25 protein-coding genes are annotated in these 22,800 nt (G+C 76.3%); 8 read left to right on the top strand and 17 right to left on the bottom strand.

Going from position 1 to position 22,800, the window contains the following annotated elements:
• Window positions 1-75: 75 nt before the first annotated feature.
• Both B8281_RS04380 and B8281_RS04375 read right to left on the bottom strand, forming a co-directional pair.
• Complete coding sequence (locus tag B8281_RS04380) at window positions 76-750, bottom strand: response regulator transcription factor (protein WP_232322671.1); 675 nt, start codon at window positions 748-750, stop codon at window positions 76-78.
• Entirely contained in the window at window positions 747-1,925 is a 1,179-nt protein-coding gene (locus B8281_RS04375) for a sensor histidine kinase (RefSeq protein ID WP_232322763.1), read from the bottom strand. The genes B8281_RS04380 and B8281_RS04375 overlap by 4 nt, the downstream gene beginning before the upstream one ends.
• A gap of 108 nt (window positions 1,926-2,033) precedes the next feature.
• Between B8281_RS04375 and B8281_RS04370 the strand changes: the two genes are divergently transcribed.
• On the top strand, window positions 2,034-3,038 hold the full coding sequence (locus B8281_RS04370; protein WP_085387014.1) for a CPBP family intramembrane glutamic endopeptidase: 1,005 nt from the start codon (window positions 2,034-2,036) through the stop codon (window positions 3,036-3,038).
• 15 nt (window positions 3,039-3,053) lie between these two features.
• On the opposite strand, the gene B8281_RS04365 is transcribed toward B8281_RS04370, so the two are convergent.
• The 4 genes from B8281_RS04365 to B8281_RS19115 all read right to left on the bottom strand — a co-directional run bounded on the left by B8281_RS04365 (window position 3,054) and on the right by B8281_RS19115 (window position 5,586).
• On the bottom strand, window positions 3,054-3,749 hold the full coding sequence (locus tag B8281_RS04365; protein ID WP_061268167.1) for a DNA alkylation repair protein: 696 nt from the start codon (window positions 3,747-3,749) through the stop codon (window positions 3,054-3,056).
• A 79-nt stretch (window positions 3,750-3,828) separates the two neighbouring features.
• Window positions 3,829-4,614, bottom strand: a complete 786-nt coding sequence (locus B8281_RS04360) for an SDR family NAD(P)-dependent oxidoreductase (protein WP_085387013.1) — start codon at window positions 4,612-4,614, stop codon at window positions 3,829-3,831.
• A gap of 149 nt (window positions 4,615-4,763) precedes the next feature.
• On the bottom strand, window positions 4,764-5,375 hold the full coding sequence (locus B8281_RS04355; protein ID WP_085387012.1) for a hypothetical protein: 612 nt from the start codon (window positions 5,373-5,375) through the stop codon (window positions 4,764-4,766).
• A gap of 52 nt (window positions 5,376-5,427) precedes the next feature.
• Complete coding sequence (locus B8281_RS19115) at window positions 5,428-5,586, bottom strand: hypothetical protein (protein ID WP_021483806.1); 159 nt, start codon at window positions 5,584-5,586, stop codon at window positions 5,428-5,430.
• Between the two features lie 169 nt (window positions 5,587-5,755).
• Between B8281_RS19115 and B8281_RS04350 the strand changes: the two genes are divergently transcribed.
• Complete coding sequence (locus B8281_RS04350) at window positions 5,756-6,238, top strand: glutathione peroxidase (RefSeq protein WP_085387011.1); 483 nt, start codon at window positions 5,756-5,758, stop codon at window positions 6,236-6,238.
• Between the two features lie 3 nt (window positions 6,239-6,241).
• Here B8281_RS04350 and B8281_RS04345 read toward each other — a convergent pair whose 3' ends face one another.
• Together B8281_RS04345 and B8281_RS04340 are read right to left on the bottom strand one after the other, a co-directional pair.
• Entirely contained in the window at window positions 6,242-6,904 is a 663-nt protein-coding gene (locus B8281_RS04345; RefSeq protein WP_232322670.1) for a uridine kinase, read from the bottom strand.
• Window positions 6,905-6,934: 30 nt separating this feature from the next.
• On the bottom strand, window positions 6,935-7,813 hold the full coding sequence (locus tag B8281_RS04340; RefSeq protein WP_085387010.1) for an AraC family transcriptional regulator: 879 nt from the start codon (window positions 7,811-7,813) through the stop codon (window positions 6,935-6,937).
• Window positions 7,814-7,943: 130 nt separating this feature from the next.
• Here B8281_RS04340 and B8281_RS04335 point away from each other — a divergent pair, with 130 nt between their 5' ends.
• Both B8281_RS04335 and B8281_RS04330 read left to right on the top strand, forming a co-directional pair.
• Window positions 7,944-8,489, top strand: coding sequence for a carboxymuconolactone decarboxylase family protein (locus B8281_RS04335; RefSeq protein ID WP_085387009.1), 546 nt, complete (start codon window positions 7,944-7,946; stop codon window positions 8,487-8,489).
• Between the two features lie 11 nt (window positions 8,490-8,500).
• Window positions 8,501-9,262 (top strand): MOSC domain-containing protein, encoded by a 762-nt coding sequence (locus B8281_RS04330; protein WP_157446552.1) that lies wholly within the window; start codon window positions 8,501-8,503, stop codon window positions 9,260-9,262.
• A gap of 9 nt (window positions 9,263-9,271) precedes the next feature.
• Here B8281_RS04330 and B8281_RS04325 read toward each other — a convergent pair whose 3' ends face one another.
• The gene (locus B8281_RS04325; protein ID WP_085387007.1) at window positions 9,272-11,038 is read right to left on the bottom strand and encodes a GAF domain-containing SpoIIE family protein phosphatase; all 1,767 of its coding nucleotides are present in this window, start codon (window positions 11,036-11,038) and stop codon (window positions 9,272-9,274) included.
• A 174-nt stretch (window positions 11,039-11,212) separates the two neighbouring features.
• On the opposite strand from B8281_RS04325, the gene B8281_RS04320 reads away from it, so the two are divergent.
• Together B8281_RS04320 and B8281_RS04315 are read left to right on the top strand one after the other, a co-directional pair.
• Complete coding sequence (locus B8281_RS04320; RefSeq protein ID WP_085387006.1) at window positions 11,213-11,884, top strand: response regulator transcription factor; 672 nt, start codon at window positions 11,213-11,215, stop codon at window positions 11,882-11,884.
• Complete coding sequence (locus B8281_RS04315; RefSeq protein ID WP_157446551.1) at window positions 11,869-13,110, top strand: HAMP domain-containing sensor histidine kinase; 1,242 nt, start codon at window positions 11,869-11,871, stop codon at window positions 13,108-13,110. Before B8281_RS04320 ends, B8281_RS04315 begins: the two co-directional genes overlap by 16 nt.
• Here B8281_RS04315 and B8281_RS04310 read toward each other — a convergent pair.
• From B8281_RS04310 to B8281_RS04290, 5 genes are all read right to left on the bottom strand, one after another.
• Window positions 13,076-13,795 carry an FAD:protein FMN transferase gene (locus B8281_RS04310; protein ID WP_076404591.1) on the bottom strand — a complete coding sequence of 240 codons (720 nt, stop codon included), beginning with the start codon at window positions 13,793-13,795 and terminating at the stop codon, window positions 13,076-13,078. The two genes, B8281_RS04315 and B8281_RS04310, sit on opposite strands and share 35 nt — an antisense overlap.
• Before the next feature lie 23 nt (window positions 13,796-13,818).
• Window positions 13,819-14,346 (bottom strand): FMN-binding protein, encoded by a 528-nt coding sequence (locus B8281_RS04305; protein ID WP_043652828.1) that lies wholly within the window; start codon window positions 14,344-14,346, stop codon window positions 13,819-13,821.
• A complete protein-coding gene (locus B8281_RS04300) occupies window positions 14,343-15,761 on the bottom strand; it encodes a ferric reductase-like transmembrane domain-containing protein (protein WP_085387004.1) in 1,419 nt (472 codons plus the stop codon). The genes B8281_RS04305 and B8281_RS04300 overlap by 4 nt, the downstream gene beginning before the upstream one ends.
• Before the next feature lie 103 nt (window positions 15,762-15,864).
• Entirely contained in the window at window positions 15,865-17,784 is a 1,920-nt protein-coding gene (locus B8281_RS04295; RefSeq protein ID WP_085387003.1) for a heavy metal translocating P-type ATPase, read from the bottom strand.
• 115 nt (window positions 17,785-17,899) lie between these two features.
• Entirely contained in the window at window positions 17,900-19,609 is a 1,710-nt protein-coding gene (locus B8281_RS04290) for an alpha/beta hydrolase (RefSeq protein ID WP_085387002.1), read from the bottom strand.
• A gap of 120 nt (window positions 19,610-19,729) precedes the next feature.
• Here B8281_RS04290 and B8281_RS04285 point away from each other — a divergent pair, with 120 nt between their 5' ends.
• Together B8281_RS04285 and B8281_RS04280 are read left to right on the top strand one after the other, a co-directional pair.
• Complete coding sequence (locus B8281_RS04285; protein ID WP_157446550.1) at window positions 19,730-20,008, top strand: toxin HicA; 279 nt, start codon at window positions 19,730-19,732, stop codon at window positions 20,006-20,008.
• A complete protein-coding gene (locus tag B8281_RS04280; protein WP_043652837.1) occupies window positions 20,005-20,331 on the top strand; it encodes a type II toxin-antitoxin system HicB family antitoxin in 327 nt (108 codons plus the stop codon). Before B8281_RS04285 ends, B8281_RS04280 begins: the two co-directional genes overlap by 4 nt.
• 81 nt (window positions 20,332-20,412) lie before the next feature.
• Here B8281_RS04280 and B8281_RS04275 read toward each other — a convergent pair whose 3' ends face one another.
• The 3 genes from B8281_RS04275 to B8281_RS04265 are packed head-to-tail and all read right to left on the bottom strand — an operon-like array spanning window position 20,413 to window position 22,740.
• Window positions 20,413-21,654 carry an SLC13 family permease gene (locus B8281_RS04275; RefSeq protein WP_085388601.1) on the bottom strand — a complete coding sequence of 414 codons (1,242 nt, stop codon included), beginning with the start codon at window positions 21,652-21,654 and terminating at the stop codon, window positions 20,413-20,415.
• A 49-nt stretch (window positions 21,655-21,703) separates the two neighbouring features.
• Window positions 21,704-22,408, bottom strand: coding sequence for a cation transporter (locus B8281_RS04270; RefSeq protein ID WP_085388600.1), 705 nt, complete (start codon window positions 22,406-22,408; stop codon window positions 21,704-21,706).
• The gene (locus tag B8281_RS04265; RefSeq protein ID WP_043652840.1) at window positions 22,405-22,740 is read right to left on the bottom strand and encodes a helix-turn-helix transcriptional regulator; all 336 of its coding nucleotides are present in this window, start codon (window positions 22,738-22,740) and stop codon (window positions 22,405-22,407) included. Before B8281_RS04265 ends, B8281_RS04270 begins: the two co-directional genes overlap by 4 nt.
• Window positions 22,741-22,800: the final 60 nt, after the last annotated feature.

Genomic DNA, 22,800 nt, shown 5'->3' with positions numbered 1-22,800 from the left:
GATTCTTGCCAGGATGTCCGGGCCGCGTGCGCTCACCGTACGCCGCCCGGTCCGCCGCGGGAACCCCCGCCGCGGTCATCCGTGCTCCGGGTCGTTCCGCAGCACGAGGGCGGCGACCTGGGTGCGCGACTCCACGCCGAGCTTGGCGATCACCCGGCTGACGTGCGTCTTCACGGTGGCGAGCGAGATGAACAGCGCCGCGCAGATCTCCGCGTTCGACATCCCCCGGGCGAGGGCGCGCGCGATCTCGCGCTCGCGCGGGGAGAGCGTCGCGAGGGCGTCGACCACGGCGACGTCCGGCGGTCGGGTGTTCTCGGCCGCGAGCGTCATCACCCGCCGCAGCACCGCGGGCGCGAGGACGGGCCGCCCCTGGGCCGCCGCGCGGACGGCGTGGGCGAGCTCGTCGGGCGGCGCGTCCTTGAGGAGGAACCCGCACGCCCCGGCACGCAGGGCGCGCACGACGTGGTGGTCCGTGTCGAAGGTCGTCAGGACGATGATCGCCGTCTCCGGCCGGAGCGCCGTCTCGCGCGCCGTCGCGACCAGCCCGTCGCAGCGTGGCATGCGCAGGTCCATGAGCACGACGTCCGGCCGGCAGGCCTCGATGACGTCGCGCGCGTGGTCCCCGTCGACCGCCTCGCCCACCACGGCGATGTCGGGCTCGCCACCGAGCATCAGGCGCAGCGCCGAGCGGACCTCCGGCTGGTCGTCGACGGTGACCACCCGGACGACGTCGGGCGACGGGCGGCTCACGCGGCGGGCCAGGGGATCGTCACCGACACTACGTGCTCGTCGACGCCCGGGCGGACGCTGACGCACCCGCCCACGGCCCGTGCCCGTTCCTGCATCCCGATGACGCCGAGGCCCGGTCGGGGCGCACCCTGCCGCGGCCCCGCGAGAGCGTTGCGCACGACGATCGCCAGCTCGCGGCCGGGAGCGCCGCTGATGGCGACGTCGACACGCTGCCCGGGGGCGTGCCGCCGGGCGTTGGTCAGGCACTCCTGGACGATCCGGAACGAGTGCCGGCTGACGGTCGGGGGCAGGCGCTCGAGGTCGACGGCGCAGTCCGTCCGGGCGAGGGGCGTCTCGGCCACGAGCTCGTCGAGCCGGTCCAGGGTCGGCTGGGGCCGGTCGTCGTCCGACCGGCTCGGACCCCGCGCGTAGGTGAGGAGCTCGCGCAGGTCGGCGAGCGCCTGACGACTGCTGTCGTGCAGGGCGGCGACGGCCTCGTCCCGGTCCGCGGCGTCGAGGTCCGTCCGGTGCCGCAGGACGCTCGCGTGCATCGCGGTCACCGAGAGGCGGTGGGCGAGGGCGTCGTGCATCTCCCGGGCGATCTGCGTGCGCTCCTGGTGGCGCGCGCGCTCCTCGCCGAGGCGCTGCTCCTCGGCGGTCAGCCGGACCCGCTCGTGCAGGGTGGCGACGAGGTCCCGCCGCGCGCCGACCGCGATGCCCGCGGCGAGCGCGACGGCGAGGACGACCGCGGTCGCGCCCACCGCGGCCACGACCTCCCACCACGGCAGCGCCACGCCGACCAGGTCGATCCCCAGTGCCGCCACCGCCAGGACGCCGACGAGCCAGACCGCCGCGACCGGCGCCAGCTCGCGCACCCGGCGTCGGGTGGCGAGCGACCCGAACGCGACGAGGGCCGCCGGCACCGCCGCGGTCGAGACGACGGCGAGCACGGCGAGCAGCAGGGCGACGAGGAAGGGCGCGCTGCGGCGCCAGAGCACGACCACCCATGCCGCGACCCCGAACGCGAGGTCGAGGAACAGGAGCCCGGCGAACCGCACGGGGTCGTCCTGCGCTCCCGGCGTGTCGACGCTGATGGCGAAGTTGCCGAGGAACAGCAGGGCACCCGACAGGGCGACCGCGGCCAGGAGGCCGGTCTCGCGGAGGACCCGACGCCACGCCGGGCGCTGCGCGAACATGCTCACCGGAGCACTGTAGGCACCGACGAGCCCGGCGCCCCGGCCGGGGCCGGGAAATCAGACCGATGACCGATACCGCGGCACGAGCCGCCCGACCAGGCTCGACGCATGCACCCCTCGCTCGACGAGAGCCCCGTCCCGACGGCACCCGTGCCCGGCCCGCCGCTCATCGGTCCCGTGTCCCGGCCCACGCTCGACAGCACGACCGCGACCACCTTCCCCTACCACCGGGCGGCCCGCGTCGACCTCCGCCCCGCACGGTGGTGGACCCCGCTCACCACGTTCGGCGCGACGGCGCTCCTCTATCTCGGGTTCCTCGCCCCGGTCGCGGTCGTCGCGGTCGCCTACGCTGTGCTGGTGCCCTACCGGCCCGGGCTGCCGACGCCGTCCGACGACTTCTCCGACCCGCTCAACCCGCTGGACTGGGCGATCGGCCTCGGGCTCATCGCGCTCCTGCTGCCCGCCGTCGTGCTCGGCGTGCGCTGGAGCGGTCGGCGCCGCGGCACGATCCACTCGGTCACCGGACGGTTCCGGTGGGGGCTCGTCGGCAGCGCGGTGCCGCTCGTCGTGCCGCTCTACGGCGTCGTCACCGTGGGCGGGTTCCTGCTCCGGCCGCCGTCGGACCTGGCGACCCCGGCCGTGACCCCGGCCCTGCTGCTGAGCCTCGGGTGCGTCCTGATCCTTGGGCCGCTGCAGTGCGCCGCCGAGGAGTACGCGTTCCGGGGCCTTCCCCAGCAGATGCTCGGCACCTGGCTGCGCTCGCCCGTGTGGGGGATCGTCCTGCCGGTCCCGTTCTTCGTCGTCGGCCACGGGTACGACGGGGTGGGGCAGATCGGCATCGCGGCGTTCGCGCTCTGCACCGGGTTCCTCGTCTGGAAGACGGGCGGGCTCGAGCTGGCCGTGCTCGTGCACGTCGCCAACAACCTCTTCCTGTTCCTCCTCGCACCCTTCAGCGCCTCGTCGATGGAGCAGGGCGCGATCGAGCCGCTCGTGCTGCTCGTCGACCTCGCGCTCCTCGGCAGCGCCACCGCCGTGCTCACGGTGTGGTTCTCCCGCCGCGAAGGGCTGCGGTTGCGCGAGCCCTGCTGCGGCCGGGCGCCGTCCCGGGGCTGAGAGCGACCCCGGCGCTCAGCGCGCGAGCCACTCCTTGCGCTCCGCGGGCGGCAGCTTCTCGACGGCGGCGCGCAGCACGTCGCGCGACATCGTGGCGGCCCGCTCCTCGAGGAACGCCCGCAGCCGCTCGGGCTCGACGTCGCCCGCGTGCCGGAGCATCCAGCCGACGCCCTTCTGGACGTACGGCTCCGGGTCGTCGAGCAGCATCGCGGACAGCCGGAACGTGTCGTCGACCTGGCCGCGTCGCAGGAACGCCGCCGTCGCGACGACGGCGGAGCGACGGCGCGGCCAGTCGGGCGCGCGCGCCAGGTCGTCGAGCACGTCGCGCGGGCGGTCGAGCAGCCACGTCCCCAGCACCTGGGACGCGGTGAGGTCCACGAGGTCCCACGTGTCGATGCGGTCGTGCCGGCGCAGGAAGAGCTCGACGAGCTCCGCGTGCCGCTCGACCGTCACGCGCCGGGCGGTCGCCGCCTTGCCCATGATCGAGCACCCGCCGGCCCGCACCTCGTGGATCCGGTCCTCGAGCAGCAGCTCGATCTGGTCGACCGGCAGGTCGAGGGCGTTCTTCGCGAGCACGAACACGTCGCCCATGCGCACCCCGGCGACGGTGCCGTCGCCCGGGAAGCTCCGGGCGGACGCGCGGCGCTGGGCCGCCGTCGCGCGGGCGAGCAGGTCGGCCCGGAAGTCGGTCGCCGTCGTGTACGGCGGCATCGTCCCTCTCCTCTCCTCCGGGCGCGTGCCCGGGTCCTGTCGGCGTCGGGCGGCCCGTGGCCCCCGGCGGTCCTGCGGCTCAGCGCGGCGCCATGCGGATGGCGCCGTCGAGGCGGACCACCTCGCCGTTGAGCATCGGGTTCTCCACGATCGCGCGCACGAGGTGCGCGTACTCCTCCGGGCGCCCGAGCCGGCTCGGGTGCGGCACCTGCGCCCCGAGCGACTCCTGCGCCGCCTCGGGGAGCGACGCCATCATCGGGGTGCGGAAGATCCCGGGCGCGATCGTCATGACGCGGATCCGGTGCTGCGCGAGGTCGCGCGCGAGCGGCAGCGTGAGGCCGGCGACCCCGGCCTTGGACGCGGCGTAGGCCGCCTGCCCGACCTGGCCGTCGAACGCCGCGACCGACGCCGTCTGCACGACGACGCCGCGCTCCTCGCCGTCGGGGTCGGGGCCGTCGGGACCGAGCGGGTCGAGGGCGAGCATGCGCTCCGCGGCGAGCCGGACGACGTTGAACGTGCCGACGAGGTTGACGTCGACCACGCGGCGGAACGCGTCGAGCGCGTGCACCCCGGACCGGCCGAGGACCCGCTGCGCGAGCACGATCCCGGCGCAGCTCACGACGACGCGCGCCCCGCCCAGGGCGTCGGCGGCGTCGAGGGCCCGCGCGACGTCGTCCTCGCTCGTGACGTCCGTGGGGACGAACCGCGCCGCGTCGCCGAGACCCTCGGCGACCGCCGCGCCGTCGGACGACGCCAGGTCGGCGAGCACGACGCGCGCCCCGGCAGCCACCAGGCCCTCCGCCGTCGCGCGCCCGAGGCCCGACGCCCCGCCCGTCACCAGCGCGACCGCGCCCTCGATCCGCATCTCTCATCCTCCGTCAGCCGTGCGGGCTCCGTCGCCCGCTCCGCTGACCGTACCCAGGTGGAGCCGCAGGTCGCGAGATCGACCCGCCCGGCGGCCTCCCAGACCCCCGGGCCGGGCCGCGGGGCCGCAGGCGCCCGGTGCGAGGGGCCTCAGTGCGCCGGCATCTCCAGGCAGCCGCCGTCCGCGATCGGGCCGCCGGCCTCGAGGGTCACGGCGTCGGGCGCGACGCCCCCGAACACGCAGCCGCCCGGGACGGCGACGCCCACGCCGACGGTCGTCGCGACCTCGCCGGACGCCGTCGTGCCCACGACCTGCACGGTCTCGAACCCCGCGGCGGCGAGCGCCGTCGCGACCTCGTCGGCGTCGACCGCCGAGCCGTCCGCGACCGGGTCGAGCGCGGCACGGACGGCGGGCACCGAGCGAGCTGCCTCGGCGTCGCGCTCGGGCGTGCCCTGGCGCTGGCGGTACGCCTCGTTCGACGCGTCGAGCGTCGTCTCGCGCCCGGTCCCGGTGCCGGCCGGCGCGCTCGCCGGCGCGCTCGCGACCGACCGCTCGGCGGAGGCGTCCCGCTGGTCGGCCCACGACCGCATCCCGACCGTCACGACGGCGAAGTACCCCACGACGCCGACGAACGCGAAGATCGCGATGCCCACGACCACGCCGACCACCGCCCGCATCACGGGCGAGGTGGTGTCGGGGCCGTCGTCCGGTCCCCCGTCGTGTCCGTGGCCCGGCCCGTCGTCCGGCAGCCGCGTGGTCATGCCCCGAGTCTGTCCCGCGCGGGCGCGGGAGGCCAGCGAGATTCCGCCGCTCCTACTGCTCGCGCGCGGCGCGGACGCCCTCGAGCCAGCGGTCGAACTCCTCCGCGAGCTCCTGCGGGGACATGCGGAGCGCCTCGGCCGGGCTCGTCGCCTCCCGGCCTGCGACGTACAACCGGCGCACCATGTCGGTCTTCGGGGTCCACGGGCGCATGGAGGCGTCCCTTCTCTCGGCTGCTGGCATCGCGCACATACTTCAGCACGCCAGGGGCAGGCTCGCGCGCGCTCGACCGGGGGTCGGGACGGGTTCCGCACGACGTCACACCCGCGGTGCGAGGATGGGACGGGCCCGGACGCGCCGGCGCCTCGCCCGAGGAGGTCCCATGAGCCTGTACGACATCCCGTTCGACGCCATGGACGGGACGGCGCACACCCTGCGCGAGCACGCGGACGACGTCGTGCTGGTCGTCAACGTCGCGTCGCGGTGCGGGCTCGCGCCGCAGTACGCGACGCTCGAGGCGATGCAGGAGAAGTACCGCGACCGCGGGTTCACCGTGATCGGGTTCCCCAGCAACCAGTTCCTCCAGGAGCTCGGCAGCAACGAGGCGATCCAGGAGTTCTGCTCGCTCACCTACGGCGTGACGTTCCCCGTGGTGGACCGCGTGCGCGTCAACGGCCGCCACGCGCACCCGCTCTACGCGGAGCTCAAGAAGACGCCCGACGCGGACGGCAAGGCGGGGCGCGTCACGTGGAACTTCGAGAAGTTCCTCGTCCTGCCGGGCGGCGAGGTGCACCGGTTCCGGCCCCGCACCCTGCCCGACGACCCGGCGATCGTCGAGCTCGTCGAGACGCACCTCCCCCGCTGACGCTCAGCGGACCACGAGCGCCGGGTGCCGCGGGTCGTCGACCCGCACGACGACGTCCGCCACGTCCTCGGGACGGACCTCCTGCGCGTACCGCCCGTAGGCGGCGAGCGTCCACGCCGCGTCGGGCGCGGTGCGGCGCGCGAGCGTCGCGGGGCGCAGGGCGAGGTGCACGGTGAGGTCGAGCGCGAGGCCGAGGCCCAGGCAGAGCGCGCCGTCGAGCACGACGACGAGGCCCGGCTCGGCCTCGACGTACGCGGCGCGCGTCGACCGGCTCGTCGCGGGGTCGCGCAGGCTCGGCAGGTAGCGGCCGGTGCCGCCCGGCCCGACGGCGTCGAGCACCTCGCGACGGAGCCCGGCCACGTCGACCCACTCGTCGAGAAGAGCGTCGGGGTCCTCGCGCCCGCGCTCGAGGCGCAGCGACGCGGGACGCCAGAAGTCCTGCACGCGCACGCGCGCGACCGGGCGTCCCGCCGCGCGCAGCGGCGCGACCAGACGGTCCGCGAGGTCCTCGGGCCTCGTGGAGGGGTGGCCGTCGACGAGGAGGCGGACCGCCCGGGGCTGCTCGCGCCCGACGGCGAGCACGCGCTCGACGACCCGGTCCACGAGGACGTCCTCGCTCAGCGGCTCGACGCGCACCGGCTCGACCCGCCTCGGTTCGGTCCGCACCGTTCGCCCCGCCCCTTCGACCGCACCGCGTCAGGATGCCACGGACGCCGCGGCCGGGTCCGCGCGCTCGGCCAACCACGCGCGCGGCGAACGGCCGACGCGGTGGCTGAACGCGCGCGAGAACGCGGCGGACGTCGCGTAGCCGAGCTCGGTCGCGGTCCGGCTCACGGAGGCGCCCGCCCGGAGCCGGTCCTGCGCGACGGTGAGGCGCCAGCCGGTCACGTAGTCGCCGGGCGGCTGCCCCACGACGGCGGTGAACCGGGCGGCGAACGCGCTCCGGGACAGGTGCGCCGTGCGCGCCATCGACGCGAGCGTCCACGGCTCCCCCGGCGCCTCGTGCACCGCGACGAGCACGGGCGCGAGGCGCTCGTCGGCGAGGCCGGGGAGCAGCCCCGGCGGGAGCGCGAGGTCGTCGGCGTGGTCGAGGATCCACCGGAAGAGCTGCACGAGCACGACCTCGAAGAGCCGGTCGGCGAGGACGCGACGGCCGCAGCGGACGTCGTCGATCTCGCGGAAGAGCAGGTCGAGCGCGGGCTCGAGGCCCGCCACGTCGGCGAGCGGCAGCACGAGCACGGGCGGCAGCGTGCGCACGAGGGGGTGGGTGGCGCCGCCCTCGACGTCGAGCGTCGCGCACGCGAAGTCGGAGTCCTCGGTGGGCGCGTTGTGGAACGCGTGGTCGAGCGGGCGGGGGTAGAAGAGCAGGCTCGGGCGGTCGACGCTGCGGCGCTCGACCCGGCCGTCCGCGCCGACGTGGGTCATGTCCATCTCGCCCCGCCGGAGCACGTGCAGGAACCCGCGCCCGGGCCGCGCGTCGAACGTCGTGACGCCGCACAGCGGCCCGGTGTGGAAGAGGTGCGTCCGCACGCGGAACCGCTCGAGCAGGTGCGAGAGCCGGTCGACGGGAGCCATCGCCCCAGGATGCCAGACGATCGGACACGTTTCGAGGACGATTCGTTCCCCATCGTCCGACGCGACCGACCAGGCTGGACGACGTCGGCCCCGCCCGGGACCGGCGTCCCCGCACCCGGAGGAGATCCCCGTGTCCCGTGTCCCCCTCGTCAGCCCCGAGTCCGCCACCGGCCCCGTCGCCGACGGGCTCGACCAGATCCGTGCCGCGTTCGGCGGCGTCCCGGCGATGTTCCGGGCGGTCGCGAACTCGCCCGCCGCCCTGCAGAGCATGTGGGGTGCGTTCGGCGCCCTCGGCACCGGCACGCTCGGCGCGGCCGTCGGCGAGCAGATCGCCGTCGCCGTCGCGAACCGGAACGCGTGCGAGTACTGCCTCGCCGCCCACACCGCGCTCGGGCGCAAGGCCGGCGTCGACCGCGACGACCTCACCGCCGCGCAGGACGGCACCGCGTCCGACCCGCGCGTCGAGGCGCTGCTGCGCTTCGCGCTCGCCCTCGTCGACGAGCGCGGTCACGTGACCGCGCAGGACGTGCAGGCGGTGCGCGACGCGGGGTGGACCGACGAGCAGGTGGTCGAGGTCGTCGCGCACGTCGCGCTCAACCTGTTCACCAACTACGTCAACGTCGCGCTCGACGTCCCCGTCGACTTCCCCGCCGTCGGCCTGCGCCGCGCCGCCTGAGAGGAGCCACCGTGCCGTCCCACCCCGCCGCACCGTCCCGGCTTGGCGACCCGCGCTCCCCCGCATCCACCCCGGGGCCCACGAGCGCCGTCGTGCTGGAGGTGCGCACCGGCGGGGTGGGCACGGTGGCCCACCGCGGGCGCGACGTGCCGACGGCGTTCCGCAAGCGGCCGCGCCTCGGCCCCGTCGCGGTGGGGACGGAAGGGCTGGAGGGCGACGCCCAGGCCGACCGGCGCGTGCACGGCGGCCCCGAGAAGGCCGTGTGCGTGTACCCGGTCGAGCACTATGCGGCGTGGCGCGACGAGCTCGGCGCGGACCTCCCGGCCGGCGCGTTCGGGGAGAACCTCCTGACGCGCGGGCTCACCGAGGACGACCTGCTGCTGGGCGACGTGCTCGCCCTCGGGACGGCGACCCTCCAGGTGAGCATGCCGCGCCGCCCCTGCTACAAGCTCGCGGCGGTCCACCGCCTCGTCGACCTCCCGGACCGGGTCCAGGCGTCGGGCCGCACGGGCTGGTACCTGCGCGTGCTCACGCCCGGCACGGTGCGGGCGGGCGCGACCGCCGTCGTCGTCGACCGGCCGGCCCGGAGCGCGACGGTGCGCGAGGTCAACCGGGTGATGAACCTCGATCGCGACGACCTCCCGGCCGCCGCGGCGCTCGCCGCGCTCCCGACGCTCCCCGCGCGCTGGCGCGACACGCTCGCGCGCCGGCTCCGGGGCGGGACCGAGGACGACCGGGCCCGGCTGCGGGGGCCGCTCGCCGAGGGTCCGTAGCGCCGCCGCTCAGGCGTCGGGCGGCGCACCCCCGTCGGACGCCGCGGCCTCGTCCGCGCGCGGCAGGCGGACAACGAGCAGGCACGTGTCGTCCTCGTCGCTGCGGCCCCCGGCCTGGTCGAGCAGGTGGTCCCGGACGGCGGCAGCGTCCGCGTCCGCCGGGGCGCGGACGAGGGCCCGCGCGAGCTCCGCGACGCCCTCGCGCTGGCCCCGGGCGCGGGACTCGACGAGGCCGTCGGTGTACAGCACGAGCACGCTCCCGGCACGCAGCCGCAGCCGGGCGGCCGTGACGGGCCGGGGCGTGACGACCCCGATCGGCGTGGTGAGCGACTCGTCGAGCGGGCGGACGGCGCCGTCGGGCGTGCGGAGCAGGGGCGGCGGGTGGCCGGCCCGGCAGTAGACGAGCTCGCGCCCGCCGTCCGCGTCGGGCGACCCGAGCGTCGCGACGACGCACGTCGCGACGTCCGCGAGGCCGAAGCGCTTCACGAGCCCGTCCAGGCGCTCGACGACCTCCTCGGGCGTCGTGCCGTCCGCGGCGACGCTCAGCAGCGCCGACCGGATCTGGCCCATCGCCGCCGCGGCGTGCATGTCGTGCCCGACGACGTCACCCACCACGAGGAGCACGCGGCCGCCGGGGAGCTCGAGTGCCTCGAACCAGTCGCCGCCGACCGCGGCGCCCGACGCGCCGGCCGCGGGCCGGTAGACCACGGCGACGTCGAGGTCGTCGAGCGGGGCGAGGCGAGGCAGCATCCGCTCCTGCAGGGTGTGCGCGGCGTCGCGCTCCCGCTCGTAGAGCCGCGCGTTGTCGAGCAGGAGGCCGATCCGGTGCCCGAGGTCCTCGAACATCACGGCGTCCTCGTCACCGAAGAACCCGGCCTGCGGGCTGACGACGGCGAGCACGCCGACGACCCGGCCCCGGGCCCGCAGCCCCACCGACATAGCGGAGCCGAGCCCGAGCGCGCGCATGGCCGCGAGCTCCTCCTCGTCCGCGTGCGGCGAGACGAGGTCGGGCGTGACGTCGAACGGCCGCGCGAACCGCGCGCCGCCCCCGAGCACGTCGACCGCCGCGAGCGACCGGTCGGCCCAGCCGGGCGTCCGGGACAGGCGCCTTGCCGCAGCGGCGAGCGCCGGGTCGTGCGACGCGACGTCGGTGCGCGAGCGACGGTCCGGGTACGTCACGACGACCGCCCAGCCCGAGAAGACCTCGGCCACGGCGTGCGCCGCCTCGGCCAGCACGTCCTCGACGTCGAGGAGCTCGCCCAGCCGCTCGACGAGACGCGTCGTCGTGGTCAGCCGACGGTTCGCGGAGATCGCCGCGTCGAGAGCCGCCTCGCGGGACCGCTCCGCCTCGACCCGGGTGGTGACGTCCGCCTGGACGCCGACGAAGTGAGTGAGGGTCCCGTGGTCGTCGTGGACCGGCGAGATGGTGAGCTGGTTCCAGAACGCCGTGCCGTCCTTGCGATAGTTCAGCAGCGTCTCGCCCACCGTGCTGCCGTCGTCGACCGCGGCGCGGATCCTCGCGACCGCCTCGCGGTCGGTGCCCAGACCCTGGAGGAACCGGCAGTTCGTCCCCAGCACCTCGTCCGCGGTGTAGCCGGTCGTCGCCGTGAACGCGGGGTTGGCCCACACCAGCGGCATGCCGGGAGCGCGCGCGTCGGCGATGGTGAACGAGACATCGCTCGCGGACATCGCCCGGCGTTCGAGCGCGACGGCGAGCCGCTCCGCCTCGGCCAGGGCGGCGGCCGGGGGGTCGGACGAGGAGGTCGAGGTGGCCACGGGGCGCCTCACGGTCGGACGGCGGGCGTCCTGTGCTCGAACGCCCGGAACACTGTCGCACGTCGCGACCGTCCGTGAGGACCCGCTCCGGGAGGGCGGCGGTGCGTCGGCCGCAGTTGTGCCCGACCGCCCGGCGGTCAGAATGGACACGTCCGGGAGACGAGGCGGAACCGCATGACAGTCGAGGCACGGGTCCTCGTGGTCGAGGACGACCGCATGCTCGCGGACATGCTCGTGGAGCTCCTCGGGAGCGAGGGCTACGCCGTCGAGGTCGCGCACGACGGCCAGCGCGGGCTCCACCTCGGCCTCGCGCGCGAGTACGACCTGCTGCTCCTCGACCGTGGCCTGCCCGCCGTCGAGGGGCTCGACCTGCTCGCCCGGCTGCGCTCGCGCGGCGTCACGGCGCCCGCGCTCGTGCTGTCGGCGCTCGGCAACCCGGCCGACCGTGTGGCCGGCCTCGACGCCGGGGCCGAGGACTACGTGGGGAAGCCGTTCGACGTCGACGAGCTGCTGGCGCGGCTGCGCGCGCTGCGCCGGCGGGGCCAGGCGTCCCCGGCGGCGGGCGCGATCCGCCTCCCGGGCGGCACGCTCGACCTCGGGACCCGCCGCGTGACGACGGACGCAGGCACGACCGCCGACCTCTCGGCGCGCGAGGCCGCGCTCGCCGAGGTCCTCGCCCGGCACCCGCACCAGGTCTTCGGCCGGGACGAGCTGCTGGAGCGCGTGTTCCCCGAGGCGTCCGACCCGGGGGTCGTGGACACCTACGTGTACTACCTGCGCCGCAAGCTCGGCCGCCGCGCGGTCACGACCGTGCGCGGGCTGGGGTACCGGTGGGGCGCACTGTGATCACGGGCGCGGAGCGCGACCTCCTGCGGCGCACGAGCCGGCGCCTCGCGGTGCAGACGGGTCTCCTCGTGCTCGTGAGCCTGCTCGTGGTGGCGGCGGTCGTCCTCGCCGTGGTGGCTCGCGCGCTCGGCGAGGCGGACGACCGTCGGCTCGAGTCGGCGGCGTCGGCCGACGAGGTCACCGACGCGGGCCCAGGGACCTGGGTCGCCGTGGCCTCGCCGCGCGGTGTCGAGGCGTCGCCCGGGATGCCGGCCGGCCTGCCCGACCTCGGTCTCGTCGAGCAGGTGGCACGCACGGGGACGAGCGCGCGGGAGCGGGTGACGACCTCGGCAGGCACGTTCTGGGTGCTCACGGTGGAGCGTCGGGACGGCGTCGTCCAGGCCGTCCTCGACCCGTCCGAGACGCGCGAGGAGCTGGCGCGCCTCCTCCTCGCGCTCGGTGTCGCGACGGCCGTCGGGGTCGTGCTCGCCACCGTCGGGGGCTGGTGGCTCGGGCGTCGCGCCGTCCTCCCCACGGCGCAGGCCCTCGCGATGCAGCGGCGCTTCGTGGCGGACGCGAGCCACGAGCTGCGGACCCCCCTCACCCTGCTCTCGACGCGCGCGCAGCTCCTGCGTCGCCGGCTCGAACGACCGGGCCCGGGGACGGCGGAGCAGGTGGCGCGCGACGTCGACGGGCTCCTCGAGGACACGGCCGCGCTCAGCGACGTGCTCGACGACCTGCTGACGGCCGCGGACACGCGGTCCGTGGACCTCGTCCCCGTCGACCTCGCGGCGCTGGCCGACGCCGTCGTGCGCTCGGCCGAGGCGCGCGCGGCGTCGCGCTCCGTCGCGCTGCGGCGCGCGGGGACGGACGACCTCACGGTCGCGGGGGCGCCGGCCGCGCTGCGCCGCGCGCTCACCGCGCTCGTGGACAACGCGGTCGACCACGCGACGCACGAGGTCGTCGTCACGGTGCGGCGCGCCGGGTCGGCCGCGCAGGCGCTCGTCGACGACGACGGACCCGGGCTGGGCGAGGACGCCGGCGACCTGTTCGCACGCTTCGCCTCGCGCCGCCCCGGGCCGGCACCCGACGAGGGCGGGCGCCGCCACTACGGGCTGGGGCTCGCGCTCGTCGCGGAGGTCGCGGCCCAGCACGCGGGCACCGTGGAGGCGACGAACCGCCCCGACGCACCGCACGGGGCCCGTCTCATGCTCACGCTGCCGCTCGGCCCGCCGGCCCGTCGCTGACGACCGTCCCGTCCGGGAGGACGGCGAGCACGAGGGCGGCCCCCTGGTCCACCGCCCACGCGACCCCCTCCTCGCCCAGCGCGAGGACGCTCGTCGCGAGGACGTCGGCGGTCGTGAGGTCGGGCGCGACGACGGTCGCCGACAGGAGCCCGCGCGCGGCGGCACCCGTGCGCCCGTCCCACACGTGGAGACCGCGCTCGTACGTCCCCGACGTCGCCACCGCGCCGTCGTGCAGCTCGACCCGCGCCACGAGCCCGTCCACGCGCGCCGGGGAGCGCACGCCCACCACCCAGGGCCGGCCGGGCTCCGGCCCGCCACGGACGGCGACGTCCCCGCCGGCGTTGAGGCACAGGTCGGAGAACCCCGCGGCGACGAGCCGGTCCACCGCGCGCTGCGCGGCCCAGCCCTTGACGACGCCGTCGGTGTCGAGCGTGCCGTCCGGCCGGTGCACGTCGAACGCGCCACCGCTCGCGACGCGCGCGGCCTCCGCGAGGTCGAGCACCTCGCGCAGGTCCCGGGAGGGGCGCGCGACGAGCCCGCGCCGGTGGCGGGACAGCTCGCTGTCCGCGCGTCGCCCGCTGAACCGCGCGTCCGCGGCGTGGAGCACCGCGAACGCCGCGCGGGCGGCAGCCTGCGCACGCTCGTCGTCGGGCGCGCGCAGGTCCAGCGACATCGGCAGCCCCATGACCGTCTCCGTCCGGCGCACCGTCAGCCCCGCGCGTCGATCGCGGCCTGGAGGGACTCGCGGTAGCCCTCGGAGGTGTAGGTCGCCCCGGAGACGGTGTCGATGCGCGCGGACTGCGCCCGCACGGCCTCCTGCGCGAGCAGCGGCGTGGCGCGCGCGGAGATCTGGGAGCTCTCTCCCCCGCTGGGCGACCGCACGGTCTGCACCGCGTCGAGGTGCGTCCCGGTGAACGTCACCGCGACCTGCACCGGCCCGTACCGCGTCTGGACGACCGACCCCGTCACGGTCGCCCGCGTCGGGTCGGGCGTGCCGGTGCCCGGGCTCGCCGGGGACGTGCCCGGGTCCGTCGAGCCCGCGGTGGAGGGGGCCGGCGTCGGGGTCGTGGGGGTCACGGGCTCCGACCCCGCGACGACGGCGGCGGGACCAGCCGACGTCGCGGACCCGTCCCCGGCGAGGCCCGGCACCCCGCCGTACCGCGCGAGCGCGGCGGCCCCGAGCGCGAGCACGCTGCCCGCGTAGACGATCGTCCCTCTCCAGCGGCGTCCGGTCATGACAGGCTCAGCTCCTCGTGGTGGACGGCGGACCGCGGCACGCCCGCGCGGCGTGCCGAGTCCTCGACGGTGGCGACCATCGCGGGCGGACCGCACACGAACACGTCGCGCGACGCGATGTCGGGGACCAGGGCGTCGAGCCGCCCCGGGCCCAGGGGGTCGTACCCGAGGTCGGCCCGGCGGCCCACGACGGGCAGGTACGTGAGCGGCGCGTCGGCGAGCTCGTGGCCGAGGCCGAGGTCCGCCCGGGACCGGGCGCGGTGCACGACGACGACGTCGTGACCGCGCGCGACCAGGTCCTCCGCGAGCGCCCGCACGGGCCCGACGCCCGCGCCCCCGGCGACGAGCAGCACACCGCGGCGTCGCGCCCGGGCGGCGGTGAAGCGGCCGAACGGTCCCTCGAGGAGCACGCGCGTCCCCGGCCGCAGGTGGGCCACCGCGCGCGAGTGGTCGCCCAGGCCACCGACGGTGAAGCGCAGGTGCTCGCCGTCGGGCGCGACGGAGACCGAGTAGGGGTGGGCGGTGACGACGTGGCCCCGCGCGAGGAAGCGCACGAGGAAGAACTGGCCCGCCCGTGCCCCGGCGTCCGCGAGCGCCGGACCCGACACCCACACGCTCGTCATCCCCCCGGCCTCCGGCACGACCGCGCTCACCCGCGGCGCGTCCCGGAGCACGCCCAGGAGCGGCAGCACCACGCGCCACGTGAGCAGGGCCGCGGCGGTGCCCGCGTAGAGGAGCACCCAGGCGGCGCGGGCCGTCGGGTCGGCGACGAAGTGCGCGCCCGCCGTGACCTGGTGCGCGAACGTGAGGTACACCCCGGCGTAGATCGTCAGGTGCACGAGGAACCACGCCTCGTACGACAGGTGCCGCCGCACGAGGCGCGCGCCGGACACCCCCACGACCACGAACAGGCCGGTGCCGACCAGCGCGGCCGTCATGTCCGGCTCCGCCAGCACGAGGGTGAGCGCCTGCCACCAGGACGCGGCCTGCGCCGGCAGGGCGGTCCCGGCCACCATGAGGAGCGTGTGCGTGAGGACGAGGAGCACGACGGCCGTCCCGAGGACGCGGTGCCACGCGACGAGCCGGTCCAGGCCCACCGCACGCTCGAACCAGGGCACGCGCCCGACGAGGAGGAGCTGGGCGCAGACCAGCACCGACGCGACGAGCCCCACGAGCTCCCCCACGCCGGTGAGCGCGCCGGCCGGGGACGCCCCGGCGGACGGCGGCGTGCCCCGCCACCAGAACGCGACGACGAGCACGAGGACACCGACCAGCACCGCCCACAGGACGACCGCGCCCGGAGCGGGTGCGCCCGCTCCGCGCCGTGCCCGGGCCGTGGCCCGGTCCTGAGGCTGGGCCTGCTGGGCCTGCTGGGCCTGCGGGGCCGACGTCCGGCGCGTCGTGAGGATGCTCATGCGAGACAGCGTGCCCGCCGATTCTCAGAGCATTCTCGGAGACGGTGCCGGTGATCCGGGGTCCGACCCTCTCGTCCGCCCGTGGGCGGGTGGACGCCGGGTCTCAGCGGGACGACGCCGCCGGCACGAGCGGCTCGCCGACCTCCGCGGCGGGTGCCGACCGGGACGGCCCGGGCGGCGTCTCGTCCCTGCCCGGGCGGGTGGCGAGCAGCGCCCACAGGATGCACGCGAGGTCGACGACCTCCTGGAGCCACGCCCCCGCGAGCGCGGGGAGACGCCCCGTCGCGGCCACGACCATGAGCAGCCCGGACAGGGCGATCCCGATGCCGATGGCCTGCCACGCGACCCGCACGGTGCGGCGGCCGATCCGCACGGCGCCGACGGTGCGCGCGAGGTCGTCGCGGACGACGACGGCGTCCGCGGACTCGGTCGCCGCCGTCGAGCCCCGTGCGCCCATGGCCATGCCGACATCGGCCACCGCGAGGACCGGGGCGTCGTTCACGCCGTCCCCGACCATCATCACGGGGCGTTCCGGCAGCGCACGCACCGCGTCGACCTTGTCCTGCGGGAGGAGGCCGGCGCGCACGTGGTCGATGCCCACCTGGTCCGCGACGTGCCGGGCGGTCGCCGCGCCGTCGCCGGTGAGCATGACGGTGGTCCGCACGCCCGCGGCGTGGAGGGCGGCGACGGTGGGGCGGGCCTCGGCCCGCAGCTCGTCGGCGAGGAGCACGGTCCCGGCGTACGCGCCGTCGACGCCCACGTGGACGGCGCTGCGGCCCGCGCCGGGCACGGGGACGCCCGCGGGTGCGCCCGCGACGACGAAGGTCAGCCGGCCGACCGCCACCGCGTGGCCGTCCACCGTCGCGCGGGCTCCCCGGGCGGTCTCCTCCGTGGCGTCCCGCGCGGCGGGCAGCGTGAGGCCCCGCTCCTGGGCCGCGCGGACGATGGCCGCCGCGAGCGGGTGCACCGAGTACTGTTCGACCGCGGCCGCGAGCGCGAGCACGCGGTCCGGCGTGCGGTCGCCCGCGGGCAGGACGTCCACGACGACCGGCGCCCCGTGGGTCAGCGTGCCCGTCTTGTCGAACGCGACGGTGCGCACGCGCGCGAGCTGTTCGAGCGTGCCCGCCGACTTCACGATGATCCCGTTCCGCGCCGCGCGGGACATGCCGGACATGAAGGCGACCGGGGCCGCGATGATCAGCGGGCACGGCGTCGCGACGACGAGCACCTCGGCGAAGCGCGCGGGCTCACCGCTGACCACCCACGCCACGACGGCGAGCGCGAGGGCGGCGACCGTGAACGGCACCGCCACGCGGTCGGCGAGGCGCACGAACGGCGCCTTGGACTCCTGCGCCTGCTTCACGAGCTCGACGATCGCCTGGTACTGCGAGCCCGCGGCCGTCGCGGTCGCCCGGACCTGCGCCGCTCCGCCGCCGTTGACCGACCCGGACAGCACGACGTCCCCGCGCCGGTGCTCCACCGGGAGCGACTCCCCGGACAGCGACGACTCGTCGAACGTGGCCGCCGTGCTGAGCAGGACGCCGTCCACGGGAACGACCTCCCCTGGCCTAACCCACACCTCGTCGCCGGGGCGCACGTCGTCGACGGGGACGTCCTCGAGCTCCCCGCCGGGCCCGGCCCGGTGGGCGACGCGCGGGGCGCCGGCGAGCAGGCTCGAGAGCTCGCGCCGCGCACGCCCGTTCGCGTAGTCCTCGAGCGCCTCGCCGCCCGAGAGCATGAGGCACACCACGAGCGCGGCCCAGTACTCCCCCACGAGCACCGTGGCCGTGACGGACAGGACGGCCAGCAGGTCGACGCCGTACGTGCCCGCCCGCAGGTCCGCCACCATCGCGCGCGCCCGGACCACGACGAGCACGAGCGCGAACGCCGAGACCACGACCTGGGCCGAGCGGTCCGGACCCCAGGCCTCGAGCACGCCGCCGAGACCGCCCACCGCCACCGTGGCGACCACCCACGGGTAGCGCCGGGCGGCCTCCGTCACGCGGTGGCCCGGTCCGGTCATGCCTCCAGGGTGGGCAGACGCCGAGACCTGGCGGTAGGGCCGAACGGCCGCGACCGCAAGGGACCAGCGGGCACCGTCCAGCGGGTCAGCGGGTAAGTGGTCAGCGGTCAGCGGGTCAGACGACCGGGAGGCGCAGCGCCTCCCCGAGCGGGACCGACGGGCCCTGGAACGGCACGGCGTCCTGCTCGCACGTCGCGCCGTCGGTCGCGTCGAGGTCCACGAGGTACCGCGCGACGGCGTCGTCCGCGCACGCGCTCTTGCCGATGATCGTGTGGCCCCAGCCCTCGACGGTGAGCACGCGGGCGTCGGGCCAGCGGTCCGCGTAGGGCTGCGTGAACCCGTACGGCGTCGCGGGGTCGAACCGGGTGCCGACCACGAGGACGGGGGCGTCCGTCGTCTGGTCCCACGGGCCCGTGAACGCGTCGCGGTCCTCGACGGGCACGAACTCGCACTGGACGCCCACCCAGCCGCGGAAGCGCCCGAAGTGCGGGTACTGCGCGTCGAGCGCGTCGACCTTCGCGGGGTACTGCCACGGCCGGCCGGGGGTCGTCGTGTCGACGCACAGGCTCGCGAGCGCGCCGCCGACGGACGCGTAGTCCTCGGCGAAGCCCGCGCGGCGGAGCAGCTCCCCCAGCGAGGGCAGCGCACCGAGCGTGCGCTGGCGGTCCGCAGCCGCGGGCGGCTCGACGGCGCCGCTCAGCACGGCGAGCGACGCGAGCGTGAGGTCGAGGTCGCCCCACGCGGCGGGCTCGTACAGGTACTGGAAGACGAGCGCCACCGTCTCCGGGTACCCGACGCGCACGCTCGTGCCGTCGGGGAGCGGCACGTCGACGGGCGCCTCGCGGAGCGCGGCGTAGGTCGCCTCGACGACGTCGGCCGGGTCGCCGAGCGACGCGAGCGCGCACGCCGACGGCCCCGCCTCGGAGCACAGCCGCGTGAACTCGCCGAACGTCTCGGTCGCACCGGCGGCCTGCCCGATCCGAGCGCCGATCAGCTCGCGCGACCCGACGCCCGACCACGCGTCGACGTCCATCGTGCCGTCGAGCACGAGGGCGCGGACGCGGTCCGGGAACAGCGCCCCGTACGTCGCGCCGAGCACCGTGCCGTAGGAGTACCCCACGTAGCTGAGCTGCTCGTCGCCCACCGCCTGGCGCAGCAGGTCCATGTCGCGCGCGACGTTCGCCGTCGACGCGTGCGCGATCCGGTCGCCCGAGAACAGCGTGCAGGACGCCCCGAACGCCGCCATCTGGCCGAGGTAGCGCGTCTCCTCGCGGTCGGTCACGGGGAACGCGGGCAGGCCCGCGAGGAACGCGTTCTCCCGCTCCTGGTCGCGGAAGCACGTCGCGGGGTCGGACGTCCCGACGGCGCGCGGGTCGAACCCGATGACGTCGAACCGCGCGAGCACGTCGTCGTCGAAGAGCGAGCCCCCGAGCAGGTGCAGCGTCTCGACGCCCGGCCCGCCGGGGCCGCCGAAGTTGGTGAACAGGCTCCCGATCCGCTGCTCGGGGTCGGACGCCGGGAGCCGCGTCAGGCCGATGGTCGTCGTGCGGCCGTGGGGGCGGTCGTAGTCGGTCGGCACCTGCGCGGTCGCGCACTCGAACGCCTCGAGGCCGTCGCCGTCGCAGGGGCCCCACGCGATCTCGGGCACGGGTGCCTCGACCTGGGCGGCCGTCGTCGTGGCGGGTCCGGTGCGGGCCGACGCCGTGGCGGCACCGGTGCGGGCTGGCTCACCCCCCGGGCCCGCGACGGCCGCGGCGGGGACCCCGCCGAGCAGGAGGACCGCCGCCAGCGACGAGGCGGCGGCGCGGACGGTTCGTGTCGTCATCGATCGCGAAGTCATCGCTCCCCATCCGACCACGGGCCCGTGGCGAGCGCACCCGGACCTGTGCGGCCGAGCACGCCGGGCCACAGCACGGGTGGTACCACTATTGGTACCGTAGGTCTGGTGACGAAGCGAGACAAGGTGCTGGACCGCATGCGGAACAGCCCCGGCAGCGTTCGCTTCGACGAGCTCGCCGCCGTGTGCGACCACTACTTCGGCGAGCCCAGACGCAGCGGGGGCTCGCACCACGTCTATGCCATGCCGTGGCCCGGCGACCCCCGGGTCAACATCCAGAACAGCAACGGCCGGGCCAAGGCCTACCAGGTCAGACAGGTCCTCGAGGCGATCGACAGGCTCGAGGCCATGCACGAGGAGAACGACTCCACGGAGGAGGAGAAGTGAACGCCGCCGAGCACTACAGCTACCGCGTGTCCTGGTCCGCAGACGACGGAGAGTTCGTCGGTACGGTTCTCGAGCTACCCTCCCTCTCCTGGCTCGAGCCCGAGTCGGCCGCCGCGTTCGCCGGAATCCGGAAGCTCGCCTCCGAGGTGGTCGAGGATCTCGCAGCCTCTGGCGAAGAGGTCCCCGAGCCCCTGTCCGAGCGCCACTACTCCGGCGAGTTCCGCGTGCGGATCCCCCCGGCCATGCACCGTCGGCTCGTCGAGGAGGCTGCCGCGCAGGGCATCTCCATGAACCGTCTCGCCAACCACAAGCTCTCAGCCTGAGACAGCACGGAGCCCGCGTCCGGAGATCTCGTCTCGTCTCCTCGCGCGGCCTTCGTCATGGCGCTCGGCCGTGATGCCGGGTCACCTCGGCCAAGTCAGCGCCACGACGGCGACCCCCGCCGCGACGGCGAGGGGCGCGAGCACGAGGCCCTGACGGATCACGTGCCACGCGGGCGGCGCCCCCTGCCCGAAGGTGTGACGGCGGTACTGCTGCCACCACAGCACGGTCGCGAGCGACGCCCACGGCGTGATCAGCGGCCCGGCGTCGACCGCGACGAGCAGGGTCGCGAGCCGCTCGACGTCCTCGCCCGCCGCGGGGAGCAGCGCGAGGAAGGCGGGCAGGTTGTTCACGAGGTTCGCCGCGACGACGCCCGTCGCGGCGAGGCGGGCGAGGTCGCCCGGTCCGGTCCCCGTGCCCGCGACGGCGGCGAGGAGGTCGCCGAGCCCGTGCGCGTGCCAGGTCTCCACGACCACGAACAGCGCCGCCACGACGAGCGCCGACCGCCACGGCAGCATCTCGCGCACCGGCACGAGCGGGCGCACGCGCCGCCACCACGTCGCGAGCGCGAGCACCGCCGCACCCGCGAGCGCCGTCGGCGCGACGGGCAGCTCGAGCGCGAACGCGACCGCGAGGAGCACGACGACGGCCCCGGTGACGCGCAGGAGCACCCGGTCGGGCGGCGTCGGGCCGGGCCCCGCGAGGTCGAAGCGTCCCCGCAGGTGGCGACCGTGCAGCGCGAGCAGGACGACGACCGTCACCGCGAGGACCGCGAGCGCCGGCGCCCACATCACCCCGACGTACCCGGTGCCGAACCGGTCCGCCGCGAGCAGGTTGGTGAGGTTCGAGACCGGCAGGAGGAGCGACGCCGTGTTGGCGAGCGCGAGCACGGTGAGCGCGAGCGGCAGCGGTCTGGTGCCGGTGCGTCGGGCGAGGGCGAGCACGACGGGCGTGACGAGCACCGCCGTCGTGTCGAGCGACAGCACCACGGTGCTGGCCGTCGCGAGCAGCACGACGAGCATCCACAGCACGATCCGCCGGCCCCCGGCGAGCCGCGCCGCCCGGGCGGCGACGGCGTCGAACAGGCCCGCGCCCGCGCACAGCTCCGCGACCACCGTGATGGCGAGGAGGAACACGAGGACCGGCCCGGTGCGCACGAGCAGGTCGCGCGCGTCCGCCGCGGGGAGCAGCCCCGTCGCGGGGAGCGCGACGACGACTACCGCGGCGAGGAGCCACGGCGGCAGACGACGGCGGCGTCGCCGGTGAGCCGTGCCCGCGGCGGCGTCGGAGTCAGCACCGACATCAGCGGGAGGCTCGGTCGTCACGGCGGTCACTGTACGACCGACGCACGTCGCTCGTCGGTCGGGGGCGCGGTCAGCAGCAGTCGCAGGACGGGGCGGCGGCGTCCGTGGGGGCGGCGTGCACGACGGCGGTCGGGGCGCAGCACGCGTCGCCGCGCCAGGCCTCGACGCCCTCCTTGACCGCGACGGCGGCGATGACGAGCGCGGCGAGCGGGTCGGCCCACGACCACCCGAGGGTCGCGTTGAGGACGAGCCCGACGAGCAGGACCGCCGACAGGTACGTGCACAGCAGCGTCTGCTTCGAGTCCGCGACGGCGGACGCCGAGCCGAGCTCGCGTCCGGTGCGGCGCTCGAACCACGACAGGAACGGCATGACGGCGAGGCTCACCGCGGCGAGCCAGATGCCGACGACCGAGTGCTCGGGTTCCGCCGCGCCGAGCAGCGACCGGACGGCGTCGACGGACACGAACACCGCGAGGCCGAGGAACGAGACCGCGATGACGCGCATCGCGGCCCGCTCGCGCCGGTGGGGGTCGGGCGCCGCGAACTGCCAGGCGACCGCGGCCGCGGAGAGGACCTCGACGAGCGAGTCGAGCCCGAACCCGACGAGGGCGGCCGACGACGCGACCCGTCCTGCCGTGATCGCGACGACGGCCTCCACGGCGTTCCACGCGATCGTCGCGGCGACGACCCACCGCACGCGCCGCTCGAGGACGGCGCGGCGCGCGGCCGTCAGGGCGGGGGCGGACGGCGGTGCACCGACGGGGACGGAGGTCATGAGCACGTGCACCCGTCGGGGCCGCAGCAGGTCGGGTCGACCTGGACGACGAGCCGCAGCAGGTCGTCGAGCGCGGGCGCGAGGTGCGGGTCGGCGAGGCGGTACCAGGTGCGGCGCCCGTCGGGGATCGCCTCGACGAGCCCGCACCCGCGCAGGCACGCGAGCTGGTTGGACATGACCTGGCGGGAGACGCCGAGCGCGTCGGCGAGGTCGGACGGGTAGGCGGGCGCCTCGCGCAGCGCGAGCAGGACGCGGGCGCGCGTCTCGTCCGACAGGGCGTGCCCCAGCCGCGCGAGCGCGGCGGTGTGGGTGAGGGTGACCGTCTCGACCATGGGTGCGACAGTACACGGACTCGTGTATTCACAAAAGGATGTACCGCGGAGGGGCGCCCG

Origin of the sequence: Cellulosimicrobium sp. TH-20 (genome assembly GCF_002105775.1) — a bacterium.
GTDB lineage: Bacteria > Actinomycetota > Actinomycetes > Actinomycetales > Cellulomonadaceae > Cellulosimicrobium > Cellulosimicrobium funkei.
This window is presented reverse-complemented; position numbering and strand designations above follow the sequence as displayed.